Origin of the sequence: Methylobacterium nigriterrae (assembly GCF_037106235.1) — a bacterium.
Lineage (GTDB): Bacteria > Pseudomonadota > Alphaproteobacteria > Rhizobiales > Beijerinckiaceae > Methylobacterium > Methylobacterium nigriterrae.
Map to the genome: position 1 here is coordinate 1 of NZ_JBAWTG010000120.1, position 13,735 is coordinate 13,735.

The 13,735-nt window shown below is 68.0% G+C and carries 13 protein-coding genes and 2 pseudogenes; 9 read left to right on the forward strand and 6 right to left on the reverse strand.

All coding sequences use genetic code 11. The annotated features are described in order from the left end of the window. From WDW90_RS29695 to WDW90_RS29720, 5 genes are all read left to right on the forward strand, one after another. On the forward strand, nt 1–902 hold a 902-nt coding region (locus WDW90_RS29695; protein ID WP_336491095.1), incomplete at its 5' end, for a tetratricopeptide repeat protein. An 815-nt stretch (nt 903–1,717) separates the two neighbouring features. Beyond that, the gene (locus WDW90_RS29705) at nt 1,718–2,005 is read left to right on the forward strand and encodes a hypothetical protein (protein ID WP_336491097.1); all 288 of its coding nucleotides are present in this window, start codon (nt 1,718–1,720) and stop codon (nt 2,003–2,005) included. Nucleotides 2,006–2,105: 100 nt separating this feature from the next. After that, nucleotides 2,106–2,456 (forward strand): hypothetical protein, encoded by a 351-nt coding sequence (locus WDW90_RS29710; RefSeq protein WP_336491098.1) that lies wholly within the window; start codon nt 2,106–2,108, stop codon nt 2,454–2,456. 40 nt (nt 2,457–2,496) lie between these two features. Further along, nucleotides 2,497–3,381 carry an LssY C-terminal domain-containing protein gene (locus WDW90_RS29715; RefSeq protein WP_336491099.1) on the forward strand — a complete coding sequence of 295 codons (885 nt, stop codon included), beginning with the start codon at nt 2,497–2,499 and terminating at the stop codon, nt 3,379–3,381. Between the two features lie 42 nt (nt 3,382–3,423). Then, nucleotides 3,424–3,840, forward strand: coding sequence for a hypothetical protein (locus WDW90_RS29720; protein WP_336491100.1), 417 nt, complete (start codon nt 3,424–3,426; stop codon nt 3,838–3,840). 40 nt (nt 3,841–3,880) lie between these two features. Here WDW90_RS29720 and WDW90_RS29725 read toward each other — a convergent pair. Then, a pseudogene (locus WDW90_RS29725) lies at nt 3,881–4,188 on the reverse strand (transposase domain-containing protein); the annotation flags it as partial. A gap of 60 nt (nt 4,189–4,248) precedes the next feature. On the opposite strand from WDW90_RS29725, the gene WDW90_RS29730 reads away from it, so the two are divergent. After that, the gene (locus WDW90_RS29730; protein WP_336491101.1) at nt 4,249–4,947 is read left to right on the forward strand and encodes a hypothetical protein; all 699 of its coding nucleotides are present in this window, start codon (nt 4,249–4,251) and stop codon (nt 4,945–4,947) included. A gap of 259 nt (nt 4,948–5,206) precedes the next feature. Here WDW90_RS29730 and WDW90_RS29735 read toward each other — a convergent pair whose 3' ends face one another. Together WDW90_RS29735 and WDW90_RS29740 are read right to left on the reverse strand one after the other, a co-directional pair. Beyond that, the gene (locus WDW90_RS29735) at nt 5,207–5,872 is read right to left on the reverse strand and encodes a hypothetical protein (RefSeq protein ID WP_336491102.1); all 666 of its coding nucleotides are present in this window, start codon (nt 5,870–5,872) and stop codon (nt 5,207–5,209) included. Between the two features lie 50 nt (nt 5,873–5,922). Next, nucleotides 5,923–6,309 carry a hypothetical protein gene (locus WDW90_RS29740; RefSeq protein ID WP_336491103.1) on the reverse strand — a complete coding sequence of 129 codons (387 nt, stop codon included), beginning with the start codon at nt 6,307–6,309 and terminating at the stop codon, nt 5,923–5,925. 351 nt (nt 6,310–6,660) lie between these two features. Here WDW90_RS29740 and WDW90_RS29745 point away from each other — a divergent pair, with 351 nt between their 5' ends. The 3 genes from WDW90_RS29745 to WDW90_RS29755 all read left to right on the forward strand — a co-directional run bounded on the left by WDW90_RS29745 (nt 6,661) and on the right by WDW90_RS29755 (nt 10,673). Next, on the forward strand, nt 6,661–8,208 hold the full coding sequence (locus WDW90_RS29745) for a coiled-coil domain-containing protein (RefSeq protein WP_336491104.1): 1,548 nt from the start codon (nt 6,661–6,663) through the stop codon (nt 8,206–8,208). A 330-nt stretch (nt 8,209–8,538) separates the two neighbouring features. Continuing rightward, the gene (locus WDW90_RS29750) at nt 8,539–9,705 is read left to right on the forward strand and encodes a ribonuclease E domain-containing protein (RefSeq protein ID WP_336491105.1); all 1,167 of its coding nucleotides are present in this window, start codon (nt 8,539–8,541) and stop codon (nt 9,703–9,705) included. A 500-nt stretch (nt 9,706–10,205) separates the two neighbouring features. Further along, the gene (locus WDW90_RS29755) at nt 10,206–10,673 is read left to right on the forward strand and encodes a hypothetical protein (RefSeq protein ID WP_336491106.1); all 468 of its coding nucleotides are present in this window, start codon (nt 10,206–10,208) and stop codon (nt 10,671–10,673) included. Nucleotides 10,674–10,909: 236 nt separating this feature from the next. On the opposite strand, the gene WDW90_RS29760 is transcribed toward WDW90_RS29755, so the two are convergent. The 3 genes and pseudogenes from WDW90_RS29760 to WDW90_RS29770 form a co-directional block, all read right to left on the reverse strand. After that, complete coding sequence (locus tag WDW90_RS29760; protein WP_336491107.1) at nt 10,910–11,305, reverse strand: cupin domain-containing protein; 396 nt, start codon at nt 11,303–11,305, stop codon at nt 10,910–10,912. Nucleotides 11,306–11,721: 416 nt separating this feature from the next. Then, nucleotides 11,722–12,294 carry a site-specific integrase gene (locus WDW90_RS29765; RefSeq protein ID WP_336491108.1) on the reverse strand — a complete coding sequence of 191 codons (573 nt, stop codon included), beginning with the start codon at nt 12,292–12,294 and terminating at the stop codon, nt 11,722–11,724. A gap of 21 nt (nt 12,295–12,315) precedes the next feature. Next, nucleotides 12,316–13,332: pseudogene (locus WDW90_RS29770) on the reverse strand (IS1182 family transposase); the annotation flags it as partial. Nucleotides 13,333–13,735 lie beyond the last annotated feature (403 nt).

Consider the following 13,735-nt stretch of genomic DNA (forward strand, 5'->3'; position numbering starts at 1 on the left):
CGCTCACGCCCGCCTTCGCACGCGGCAGCGCGCTGAGCGAGCTCGCCTCGCGTCTCTCGGCGGCGAACCTCGATCTCGCCCGCAAGGGCCTCGCCGATCGCGATCCGCTGGTGCGGATCGGTGCCCTCGACATGCTCGAAGGCGCGCCGGCGTCGCGGATCTGGCCGCTGGTCTCCCCGCTCCTGTCCGATGCCGTCCGGGGTGTGCGCCTCAGGGCCGTCATGCTGGCGGCCGCGGTGCCGAGTGCGAGCCAGCCTCCGGCCGAGCGCGCACAGTTCGATCGCGCTGCGGCCGAGTTCATCGCCAGCCAGACACGCAACGCCGATCGGCCCGAGGCACGTTCCGCGCTCGGCACCTTCCAGGCGCGGCGTGGCCGCACCGCCGAGGCCGAGGCCGAGTACAAGGCGTCGCTTCGGCTGAGTCCGCAATATGCCGGCGCTGCGATCAACCTCGCGGATCTCTACCGGAGTCTGGGCCGGGAGCCGGACGGTGAAGGCGTGCTGCGCCAGGCGCTCGCCGCGTCGCCGCGCGAGGCGGGGCTGCATCACGCGCTCGGCCTGACGCTGATCCGACTGAAGCGGCATGCGGAAGCGCTGGACGATCTGCGCCGCGCCGCCGAGCTCGCCCCTGACCAGGCCCGATACGCCTACGTCTACGCAGTGGGCCTGCACGCCTCGGGGCAGGCCAGCGCGGCGATAGCGGTGCTGAAGGACACCCTGACGCGGCATCCGACCGACCGCGCCACGCTGTCGGCGCTGATCGGCTTCAGCCGCGATGCCGGGGATCTCGCGAGTGCCCTCGAATATGCCGAGCGGCTGGCCCAGCTGGCTCCGGGCGACCCGAGGCCGCGCGTCCTCGTCGAGAGCCTGCGGCGCCAGATCGGCGCACCGGAGGCACGTTAACAGGCCAAGGTCGCGGACGAGATCTCAGTGGGCGGTCGTGCCGGGTGACTCGTACTGACTTCCGGCGTCGCTGGACCGTCTCGTACGCGGCCTGCCTTGGAAATTCTTGATGAGATCGAAGATCCAGCGTCGACAGACGCGGCCTGAGGCGCTTATTCTGAGAAGTGTCGGTCCAGAGGCGGGCCGCCTGCTAATGGTCGGGCGCAGCAACCAACCGCTCAACTGGCGGAGGTTCCGATGCAGACGCGCTTTGCCCCTATCCTTCTCATCGTGATCACGGGTTCGATCAGTACCGCCGGCCCGGTTGCGGCGCAGAGTCCGGCCCAATCCTTCGAGTTCCGGCAACCCCGGTTCAAGAACGCGTGTCCACCGCCCCTCAAATTCGCCGCCGGCGCATGCGTGCGCCGCTGTCCGGCCGGCTACCGGAACAACGGGGGATATTGCCGGCTGCAAGGAGGGGGATGGTAGCGGCTGCGTGGAAACCGGCCCGGCCTTCGTCCGGCGCGGGCTGTGGGTGCCTCTTCCGAGCGCGTCGGCGATCGCGCCGCGTAGCCGGTCGGCGGCTCGGATCCAAGCAGGGCCGTTTGGTGCGATCAAAACAGAGGTGTTTGTCACGTAGGTCGAGCAGGATCGCGCTGCGGGCATACCGTGACGGTGCCGAGCGTCCATGGAACTGGCAAGCGAGACCGTTGGTCCTATCGCGGGCGCATCGCTGCGGGCCGCCTGGTCCGGGCGCGCTGAGCCGACGAGCGGCGCCGGCAGCCCGCTGCATGCCCGATCAGCCTGACGAGTCCGACCGCATCAGGAGCCACCCGATGTTTCGCCCCGCTGGCCTCGCGCTCATCCTGCTGACCACTTCGGCTGCCTGGGGCGGCGAACTCCCGCGCTACAACATCGAGGCGACCTGCCGGGCGGCTCCGACCTTGGCCGGAACCACCGGAAACACCGACCAGAACTGCATTCGGGACGAGACGCAGGCCCGCAGCCAACTCGGGCAGCAATGGTCCGGTTTTGATGCGCGGCGCCGGAACGAATGCGTCCAGGAGGCAAGCCTCGCGGGGACGCCGAGCTACGTCGCCCTGCTGACATGCCTGCAGATGTGAGGAGGCGAAAGAAGGCTCGGAGGCGATAGCAGGCGGCGAGGCGATCCTCAGGCCGGCGCTCGCGAGTGGCGATCCGGAGGTCGCGTGGCGTCTCGCCGACGTGCTGAGGGCCGGGCGACGCCTCGCTGAGGCACGCCGGCAGATCGAAGCCGCGCGATCCCGCTTCGAGGCCCTCCCGGATCGGCATCTGCTGGCGTCTGCCGACCATGGCGCGGAATTCTATGCTGGCAGCGGAGGCGATGCGGCGCGGGCCCTGGCGCTCGCCCGGGTCAACCTGGACAATCGCCCGACGCTGCGGGCCTTCGAGCAGGCCGACGAGGCCGCCGTCGCGGGAGGCGCGGTCGATGCCGCCGCCGATCTTCCGACACGAGCCGCGAAGCGGTGGGACCTTGCGCCCGCGTCTCGCACGCCGTCCTTTCGGACAGAGTCCGGCCAGGGGCGCGCCGAATGAGAGCAGCGGGGAGCGGTCAGGCGAGGGAAGGGCACACCCCGTGAGGCGTCTGAAGCGGCTTGGCCAACGCGCGCTGGTGGCGATCCTCGGCCTCGTGACGGTCTGGCTGATCCTGGTGCTGTTCTACGACGTCGCCGATCGCCGCCTGCCGCTCGTCCTGGCGCTCGCGTCCACCTACGCCGCCGCCGCCTACCTGATCCTGCCGCGTGCGATCAGGCTCGGCGCGCGCATCCTCAACCGGGGCCGGGTCCCCTCCTACACGCTGACCGGCGATGGCCTGCCCGGCGATCCCGTCAACGTCGCCCTGATCGGCACCTGTGACGAGTTGCGACGCGCCTTCGTCCAGGCCGGTTGGACCCAGGCCGATCCCCTCGGCATCCGGACGTCCTGGAGGATGGCATGCGCCTTCGTCCTGAACCGCTCCTATCCGGGCGCGCCCTTCAGCACGCTCTATCTGTTCGACCGGGGACAGGACGTCGGCTTTCAGCAGCCGATCGGCGACAGCCCGCGCAGGCGCCACCATGTTCGCTTCTGGGGCATCTCCATCGAGCGCGCGGAAGAGACCGTTGACACCGTGGCCTTCTGGCTCGCGTCGCGCCGACCGGCCGATTCCGAGCGCAGCTTGTGGATCGGTGCCGCGACCAAGGATGTCGGCTTCTCCCTGACGCGCCTCAGCTTCCAGATCACCCACGCGACCGACGCCGACACCATCGCCGAGCGCGCATTCCTCGTCCGAGAGCTGACGGAGCACGGACGGATCGGACCGGTGCGCTATCATCTCCCCGGCGAGCGGCTGTCGATCGGCACGGTGAACCGCTACGTCAGCGACGGCTTGGTGGCCGTCGCGGAGCTGAGCCAGGGGCCCGCCGATCCGCTTCGTCCCGACGGCTCGGCCCTGAGCGATGTTCCCGTGAAATCCGACTGAGTCCGAGCAGGGGGCACGTTCTACCAGCGAATGGAGCGCGGCATGTCACTCGTCCAAGAGCTTCTCGCGACCCCACGCACCCTGTCGAGCATGTCCAAGTACACGGCCATGAATGGCATGATTTACCTCGCGGCCGGAGTGCTGCTCGTTGTTTGGCCGGGCGCGACGCAGGCGCTTTTCCAGGATCGAGCCTTCGTGGGGGATGAGCAGGGCCTGATGCGGGTCATCGGGCTGCTCGTTGTCGTCATAGGCTGGCTCTACCTGTACGGGGGTCGCTCAGGTGCACGGCAGATCGTTGCCGCGTCGGTTGTCGACCGCTTGGTGTTCGTCCCGGCGGTTCTCCTGCCTCTGGCCGCTTCCGGCGTGTTCCCACATCTGCTGGTGACGTTTGCCATTCTCGACCCGGTACTGGCCCTCGGTGCGTGGGCACTGATGGGCCGGAGGACAGTGTCGCCGTAAGTGAACCGCACCGGGTTTCCCGGAGACCGTTCGGTTCGGGTCAGGCGGCCAGGGCCAGGATCTCGGCCTGGGCATAAGGGCGTGCCGGCGCCCCGGCGGGAGGGATGTTGCCGATCGGTTCGAGCCGCCGGCGATGATTGAACCGATCGAGCCATTCGAGGGTGGCAAACTCCATCGCCTCAACGTTCCGCCACGGCCCGCGCCGGTGGATCGCCTCGGCCTTGAACAGGCCGCTCCCCGTCTCGGCCAGCGCGTTGTCACAGGAATCGGCCACGCTACCGACGGAGGTTCGATGCCGGCTTTCGCGAGGCGCTCGGTGTAGCGGATGCTCACGCATTGCGAGGGCCGCGGGGCGTCGTTCGGACGCCGGTTGCCGGCACGCCGGGATCGCCGTATCGGCGATGGGCGATGCCCAGCCTGTCACTCCGCACCGCCAGGTCCGAGAGCCTCTTTGCCGAGGCCTGCGCGCGGCTGCCGCTGTTCGAGGACCTGTCCCGCGACTCGATCGAGCGCCTCTCGGCGTCTGGATTTGGTCGCGGATTCCTGACGGCGTCCCTGCGGGCCCGCCTGCGCAAGGCCGACTTCAGGGACCTCGGCCATCTGGCCCAGTCCTCGCCGGACGCGATCGCCAAGGTCCGGAAGTTCGGCCCGGTCCGGCTCGAGGCCGTTCGGACCTTCATCCTCGAGGAGATCGCCCGATCGCTGGCGGGCGCGCGCGAGATGCACACGCTGGAGGCCACCAGGGAACGGCGGCTCGCCCGGCTGCGAGCCATGCCGGTCGAACGCCTGTCTCTCGACGAACACGAGATCGCAGCCCTCGGCTTCGAGGGAGGTTCCTGTGCGGACATCGCCGGCCGTTCGCGCCTCGAGCTTCTTCGCGCGGGTGTCATGGCCTCCAGCGATCTGGATCGCATCGTGACTTCGCTCGCCCGCTTCCTGAGAGAGGGCAGGCCGATCATCCCTCCTGCGGTGGAGGCGTCTGCGGAAGCCCCGGCGGCCGACACGACGGACGCTGCCGCTCGGCGTGCCGCCCTGCTCGCGGAACAGGATCGCGAGTGGGAGGAGGCAGCTCCGGCCGGCGGTCGGCGCCGGGCCGGCGCCGTATGAGAGTGCGGCAGAGGGAGGCTGAGAGCCGAGGCCCGCTTGTCGCGTGTCGCTCTCATTCACCTGGCATACGGCTCGCCACCTGGCCCGGCGTCCGTGAGGATCCGAATGCTCCAGATCATTGATCCGGCGCGCTTTCTGATCACCAAACCGGCAACCACTTTGGCCGAAAGCGCGCTTGCCCATTCGGAACTCACCACTCCAAGCGCACTTCGGATAGCGGCTGGGGCTGCAGAGTCGCGCAGCCCCGGCCAGCTCTCGCTCAGGGCATGGTCGGGTAGGACCGGACGCGTGTGCGGCCCTCGACCATGCCTGCAGGCGACAGTCCCGCGCCCGCAGTCGAGCCCGTCGGACCGCCCTCCGTGACTGTCGGCGCGGTCCAGCCCTCCGAGCGCCACCCTTGAGCACGCTCGTGCACGTCAACAGAACCGTGCTCCTCCAGGACGTCCATGACGGTGGTGGCGCGGGCGTCGTCGGCCCGAACGGTGACGAGCGTGCCGCCTCGGCGCACCCCCTCCGAGTAGGTGTGAGCGTCGGCTTCGTTCACGCCCGCTCCGGTCAGTCCACCGATCAGACCGCCGGCAGCCGCGCCGATGCCCGCCCCCGTCAGGGTCGTGACGAGCCAGCCTGCGGCGACCACCGGTCCGACGCCGGGAATCGCGAGAAGGCCCAGCCCGGCGAGCAGACCGGCGGCACCGCCGACGACCGTTCCGAGCGTCGCGCCGGTGCCTGCACCGGTTTCCGCGCCTTCCTTGGCCTGGCGGTGATCTCCGGCACCCCGGCCGACAAGGCCGGCGTGACGGTCACCCTCGTTGTTGCCGACAATGCTGATGTCCGAGTGCGGCACCCCGGCGGCTTCGAGCTTGGTGACGGCGGCGCTGGCTTCGTCGTAGCGGTCGAACAGGGCTGTGATGGTCTGTTGCGGCATAGAGGTCTCCTGATGATGTCGTCTGTCGGATGGACGCGAGGTGCCGAGGCTTACTGAGCCGCGACGTTGCCCTTGAAATCGACGCCGACGTGGACGGACTTGCCGTTGAGCATCGCGCTGCCGCGCCAGATGCCCTTGTCGTCCTTCTTGAGGTCCTTCACCTCCTTGTAGCCGGCATCCTCGAGGCGCTTTCGCGTCTGTCCTTCCGTGAAGCTGTTGGCGCCCTCTTCGAGCTTGGCGCTCGAGGCCGTGCCGGTCGTGCCCGGCTTGTTCGCGTCCGGCCGGTCCGTGTTCGGGCGCGTCACCGCCTGCTGCCCACCGGACTTCTCGCTGGTGGACGCGTCCGGGGCCGGCTTGCCGGTGGTCGTGGTCTGAGCAAGGGCCGGGGTGGCACCGAGCAGGGCCAGAAGGCCAAGGGCGGTAAGTGTCTGCCGCATGAGTGTTCTCCCACGTTGATCGTGACCTCAATCCTGAGGTCCGGGAGATCGTTCCAAAATCCAGTTTGCCGCCGTGCGCGGGCGTTGCGCATTCATCCGTGCAACCGATAAGCTATGTTGCCGGGACCGCAGTATGGATGAACATCGGCCTCAAGACGTTGGCCGATTATACACCTGACTGCTTCTCACTGTCCGGCGGACGCGCGGGAATCCTCCTGGCGATCTCTTGAGGGTGCCGGTGATGATCGGCAGGTGCGCAAGGCAGGGCGGAGGCTGGCCTGGGTAGCCCGGCAGGCCGAGAATGCGGCCGAGGGCGACGTGACGTGCGGAGCTTTCGGTCCCGCACCCGCGTTGGTCCGCGCCTCCTCCGCCGCCCCGCGAGACAGCGTCATGGCCGTCAACCTTCGCTCGGAACTCACTCGGCCGGTCTCGCTCGCGCTGGCCGGGATCATCGGGCTGCTTCTCGCCGCCGTGATTATCCAGGCCACGGTCCGGAGCCAGGACCGGCGCACGCATCAGGAGCAGGTTAGCGGGTTTCTCCAGATCCAGGCCGGCATCCAATCCGAACTCGACCGGCTGAAGGCCCTCGCCGGGACCGCCACGGAGGTGCAGGGCCGGATCATTGCGGGCGAGCAGCATATCCGCGAAGCCGCCCAGAGTGCCGCGCTGGCGCGTGCCCAGATCGCCAGCCTCGACGACCAGCGGAAACAGGCCGAGCAGAAGGCCGTCGAGACCGAACAGGTGATAGCGGGTCAGACGCAGCGACTGAGCGACCTGCAGGCGCAAGACCAACAGGCCGAGCAGAGCCTGAAGGCGCTCCAGGCCGCCGCCGCGCTCGCGGAGCAGACGGCGAAGACGCACACGCAGGACCTGGCGGAGACGAGCCGCAGGCTGGCGGAGGCGCGCCAGCAGGAAACCAAGCTGCGCCAGGACATTGCCACGCTCTCTCAGGAGACTTCGACCAAGCGCGCCGCGCTCTCGGACACCGACCAGCAGCAGCGGCAGAGCCGCGAGGCCATCGACGCGGCACAGCGAGATCTCTCAGGAGCGAGAGCCGAAGCCGAGCGGCTGTCGCAGCAGCGGACCGAGGCGCAGCAGGCCATCACCGGCCTGACGGCCAAGCGCGAGAGACTGGAGGGCGACATCAAGCAGGCTGAGCAGCTGCAGCAGTCTCGTGGCCAACTCGCGGACGCCCGGCAGCAGGAGATCAAGCTGCGCGGCGACCTCACCGGATTGTCGCGGGACATGGCGGCGAGGACGGCCGATCTGAAACAGCTCGAGGAGCGTCGGCGGCAGGCCGGGGAAACCATCGCGAGCACGCAGAAGGAGCTGGCGACCGTCAAAGCTGACGCCGAGCGCCTGTCTCGGCAGCGGGCGGAGCTCGATCGAGCCGTTGCGGACCTGGGCGGCAAACGTGACCAACTCACAGCCGACCTCAAGCAGGCAGAGCAGCAGCTCCAGCAAAGCCGCGACGCGCTGACGGCCACGCAGAGGGACGTGGCTAGCGCGCAGTCAGGGCGCGACCGTTTGGTCTCCGAGCGTGCCCAGGCGGAGGATGCCGTCAGGAAGCAAACCGGGGAGCGCGAGAAGTCGGCCTTCGAGCTTCAGGGCTTGCAGAAGCAGCACGCCGAGGCACAGGCTCAGCTCGCGACGCTGACGGAGAGCATGGCCAGGCGGAACAAGGAGCTGGCTGGCCTCGAGGACCAGCTGAAGACGACCCGGCAGGAACTCGCGGACGCACAGAGCAAGCTGGCCGATACCCGCCAGCAGCTATCAGGGCAGCCCGCCTCCGATGGCGGTGCCCCGGGCAAATCTGATGGCGGCGGACCGGAGACGACATCTTCCGCTCCAGGCAGATCGAACGGCTACGGGCCATCTCCCGATCAGCCTCCGAGGTGACAGGATCGTCCGTACGGGGTGCCAACCCTCAAGGAGGCGCCCCCGTGCTACCAACCCTCAAGGAGGCGCCCCTGTGCTGAGCGGGGACGAGACTGTGCCCCCGAGCAGCGCACAGCAGGCCCGCCCCCGCATGAAAGGGCGACCGTATTCGCGAAGCTAAGCTTCGGGCAGCCGCTCTATTGACCGGCGACCGCATCGCTGAAACGGCGCCATGACACGTCATCACCCACACTGATTACGTAGAACTTGGCTATTGGAACCCTATCCTTTGCTCGATGTTCTGAGGGTAGCGTTCTGTACGCTTTCCTGCTGCAACTCCGGAGGGGATTGATGGCCAAGACTGCCATGCTGACATCTGTAGCTGTCCTCGTGCTAGGCTCGACACTCGCAGCCGGGCACGCAATGGCACAAGCCGGTCCTCCGGATTGCGCACCGCCCGGCAGCCTCGCGACCCTCCAGGACGACCCCGTCTGCCAGGATGGCGTGCGGGATGGGGACGTGATCGAGCGCAGGGCGGTTCGGCGCTCCCGCACGGTTCTGCGGCCGGAGACGGTCGAGCGCAGGCGGACGGTGCTGCGGCCCGAGGTCGAGCAGACGGCCACGACGGTTCCGGAGGAGGTCGATGTCCCGGTCGCCCGCACCGAGCTGCAGCCGGTGACGGTGCCGACCCGGCGCACGGTCGAGAGGCCCGTCACCGTCCAGCGCGCCCGCACGGTGATGCAGCCCGAGCAGGTGCCGGTCCAGCGCACGGTGGTTGAGCGCGAGCAGGTGCCGGTGACCCGCACCGTGATGCGGCCCGAGCAGGTCCCGGTTCAGCGCACCGTTGTCGAGCGTCAGCAGGTGCCCGTCACCCGCACGGTGATGCAGCCCGAGCAGGTACCGGTCACCCGGACCGAGATGCGTCCCGAGCTGGTCCCGGTCAGTCGCACGGTCACGGAGTTCGCTCCGGTCACGAAATCGCACACCGTCATGGTGCCCTACCTCGCCTTCCGGCCCGAGACGGTGCAGACGACCGAGATCGTGGCGCAGCCGCGCACCGTCACCGGGACCGAGACCGTGATGCGGCCCCGGACCGTCACCGAGATGCAGACGGTCGAGCGCCCCCGCACCATCACGGAGACCCAGACCGTCGAGCGTCCGCGCACCGTGACCGAGATGCAGACGGTGATGCGGCCCGAGACGGTGACGGAAACCCGGGAGGTCGCGCGCCCGCGCACCATCACGGAGGCCCGCACGGTGCTGCGTCCCCGCACGGTTGTCGAGAACGAGACCGTCCTTCAGCGGCGCACGGTGACCGAGAACCGGACCGTGCTGCGGCCCCGGACCGTGGTGGAGAACCGCACCGTGACGCGCCCGCGAACGGTGGTGAACAGCCGCACGGTGCTGCGCCCCCACACGGTTACCAGCCGGGAGGCGGTTCTGCGTCCGGAGACGGAGGTCACCACCGGCACGGTCGAGCGGCGCGCCGGCATCCGCAACGCGGCGTTCAGGGAATAGGACGCGGCTTGGCAGGGGCCGGCGCTCTGACCGGCTCCGCCATTCCACAACGGGCCGCGTCTCTGCGAGCGGTGCGGCTCGGCCCACTCGGCCGGTGGCGTAAAACAGCCGAGAGCCGGCGGTCATTCGCCTCAATGGGGACGTGGCCGGCACCGCGTTTTCGGCCCACACACGCCGCCTGTCGCCGGCCGAATTCGGGCCGCGCGACGGACGGGTCTGTCCACGAGTAGAGACATTCCGAGGTGCCTCTCCTGACAGGCCGGAACGGGAGCGACGAGCGTGACGTAACCGATCCAGCACTCCGGCCCGCTGAGATCCACGTTGCCGCGGACACGGTGCTGGCCCGCAGGATGGCCACCGATATTCTCGTGCATGCTGGCCAACGCATCGTGGAAGGGCGAGACGCAGGTGAGGCCCTCGTCGTCCTCGACGCACGCGCCGACCACGCACACCTGATCCTCGCACGTGTCAGTCTGCCTACCCGCCGAGGAGGAAACAGCATGCCGAGGCATCTGGCATCGTTCGGCATCGGCTTCGTCGCTGGTCTGCGCAGCATGACAGCCTGCGCCGCCTTGAGCTGGGCTGCCTCGCGCGGTCGCACGCGATCCGATTGGATCCCGTCCGGCCCCTTGCCACGCGGCCTCGCCACGGCGGCTGCCCTGGCCGAGATGGCGGGCGACAAGATGCCGTTCGCGCCCGACCGGCGCATCCCGCCCTCCCTCGCGGCACGGCTGGCGATCGGCGCTGTCGGCGGTGCGGCCCTGGCCGGGCGTGACATATCACCGGCAACCGGTGCCGTTGCCGGGATGGCAGGGGCGCTCGCGGGCACTCGTCTCGGCCGGGCCGCGCGGGGTGGCACGACGCGCTCAGGCTTCGACTTGGCTCGGGGACTGACGGAGGACGTTGTGGCCGCCGGGCTTGCCACAGCCTTGGTCAACGCCGCGGCGGAGGGCCGCAACGCGGGCTGAGACGCGCGCGTCCTGTAGGCTGTCCGGCGGCTTTCCCTGACCCGGCTTCCGTCCTCAGCGCCGCGTTCGGCTGGCTCACGCCGCGTCGTGCTCGCCAAGGTTCGCGCCGGGGCGACGGCCGGAGGCCGAAAAGGTCACGGATCTTGGCAATTTGCCCGAGCACGGTCAGGGTGTCGGACGTGCTCGCGCAGGCCCCCGAGGATCCGACCTCCCGCCGGTGCTTCGGCGATCTGCTCCTAGGGAACGGGCACTTGAAGCGGCTTGCCCGTATCCACGACGTAGACCGAGAGGATCTTGACCGGCTTGTCGCCGACGACCGTGTAGCCCGCGTGCGGCACCTCGCGCTGGTTGATGCCGTGCTCGCCAGCGGGCCGCTCCTTCGGCTCCTTGCCCGCTATCTGCGCTGAGCCGCCTTCCAAGACGTAGAAAACTTCCTCGCCGTTGTGAAAATGCCGCCGGGAGGTCGCGCCGGGTGGGATCTCGACGAGCTGAACGACGATCTCCTTGCCCTCCACACCTGAGACGGGTGTGCGCCCTAGCTCGGTCCGCTTGACCTCCTGCGCCTGAGCAGCACCCGTGAAGCCCAGCGCGCAACCGAGCGCAATCCCGAAACACCGAAGCCTTAGCGGCATGGCCGTCCTCCCGATGCAATGAGGATGGCACGCCGCTGCTGCGGTTGAAAACGCAAAATCCTACGCACTTGGGCAGCCCCCAGCAGCAGGACTCGGACGAGCCACGGAGGCAGCGCCGCGTGTCACGCGACCACGACGTCAGCCGTGGAAGGCAACATCGCAGAACACGAAGTGCGGAGCACCGAGTGCACGCCTAGCTCCACTGGGCAGCTTTCCGCAGCGGACGCCTGGCTGCACAGCGGTAGCTAAGTGGTTGCTAGCCGCTGTGTCCGGCCTCAGCTTTTGCAGTTAAGTTATTGAAGGTATTGGTGAGCGCGCTGGGACTCGAACCCAGGACCTACAGATTAAAAGTCCAAAAAATCAGTTGATCTACCAACGGCTTATGGGTGCCGTGTTGCAGTGGTGTTGCGAAGGCTTCAGCTGAGCAGCCCGGCCTCAACGCCTGCTAGCATCGCCGCTTCGTCTTCTCGCGCTTCAAAGAGATACCCGTACCGGTCCATGGTCTGCTGGATCGACGCGTGCCCCATCAGGGTCTGGATCCGCTTCGGGTTCAGGCCCTGCTCGATCCATAACGCGGCCGCAGCATGTCTTAAGGCGTGCAGGCCGTATTTCGCCGCGGCCACCTTAGTCGCCCTCCCCTGCTCGTCCTTGCCGTCCTTCTGCACCGTGATGCCAGCCGCAACCTGAAGCGGCCAGAAGAACCGATGCAGGATGTTGGCATGACCTTGGACGGTGCCTGTCGTAGTCGGGAAGACGAGGCCAAGCGGACCGTTAGGGCAAGCCAATCTCCAAGCCTTCAGCTCGCGGAGCAGCGTCGGCGGCAGGGGGATGTCTCTGATGCCTGCCTTGGACTTCGGCGGTCCAAAGGTATTGAACCGGTCTGCTCGACGCCGGACGTGAAGGACACCGCGCTTCAGGTCCACGTCCTCCCACAAGAGTCCGCGCATCTCTGAGCCTCGTAGGCCGGCGAAAAGCAGCGTGAGGAGCATCGGCCGCGAGGTGTCGCTCGGCGCGTCGTAGACGAACGCGTCCTTGCCGAAGCGCCCGTCCGCCACAGCATTCGATGTGATCGGCTTGACCACATGGGCTGCGATGCCCGCCTGCTCGCAGGCCCGCACCTCCGGTCCGCTGTAGTAGCCCCGATCGGCGACCACCTCGGCCTGGCTCGCTCCAGTCGCCTTCTGCGCGGCGCCCGCCATGGTGCTGAGCTGTGCCCGGTCGCTCCCCGTCGTGACCACATCGTGGGCGACCACCAAGTGGTGTCCAGCTTCGACGGCGGCCTGCACGTTATAGCCGACGATGCCTGAGCCTCTGGCGTTCATCGAGCGCGCGTCGGGATTGGTGAGCGACACTTGGCCATCCGGCGAGGCACGCAGCTGCTCGTCGATGAGCTTGAGGTCCGCCAAGTAGGCGTGAAGCACGGTCAGCTTCTGGGTGAGATGCTCGACCCGCGCTTGCCGATCGGGCTCAGCGGCGTCTGCCCCGTCCATCTCAGCCATGTACCGCCCGATAGCCGCCTCGATCTCCGCGAGGCGGCGCTGCATCTTGGCCGGTGTGAAGTTCCGATCCCGGTTGTTCACCGCCTTGAACTTCGAGCCGTCGATCGCGACCACGCTATCGCCCAGCAGGCCCATCTTGCGGCACAGCAGCACGAATCGGCTGCAGACCTTGCGGATCGACGGCCCATTGTCTCGGCGGAAGTCGGCGATCGTCTTGTGATCGGGCACAAGCCGCCCGGTCAGCCACATCAGCTCGACATTGCGCTCCGCCTCGCGCTCCAGCCGCCGGCTCGACGCGATACGGTTGAGATAGCCATACACGTACAGCTTCAGGAGCACGGCTGGATGGTAGCCAGGCCGGCCCATGATCGTCGGACGTGCGCGGATAAAGCCGAGTTCCTGTAGATCGAGGGCATCGACAAAGACGTCGATGACCCTGACGGAGTTGTCCGCATCGACGAAGTCATCCAACTGATCGGGAAACAGCATCACCTGATTGCGGTCGGCCCCCTCGATATAGCCAGCCATCGGCAGCTCCGGCCTGAATGCCAGACGCTATCAGATCGCCGACTTTCCACACAGCCTCGGCCAGGATCGGCCATTCCGCTGGTGCTGAATCTGCCGGCAAGCGGACATTCCACGCGGCCCATGTGAATGCCTCAGGGTGACCCGATGCAGCCCTTCACGGCGTGTGTGAGGAATGTCCGGTCGCGAGCGTATTCCGGACAATTGATTTCCTAACAGGGTTTCCTGACGCGGGCAGCCGAGGGACCAGGGCACCGGGCAGGACGCAATCGGCGTGCATGGTTTCCCGTCGTTTTCTCGACATTACGCCTGGTTGAACTGTGTCGCTGCACCGAGCTGGAACATGCGCCTCAGCCCGTCGCTTCCTCACGGAACAGGAAAGCGAACTGATGCCCTCAGCAGTAAT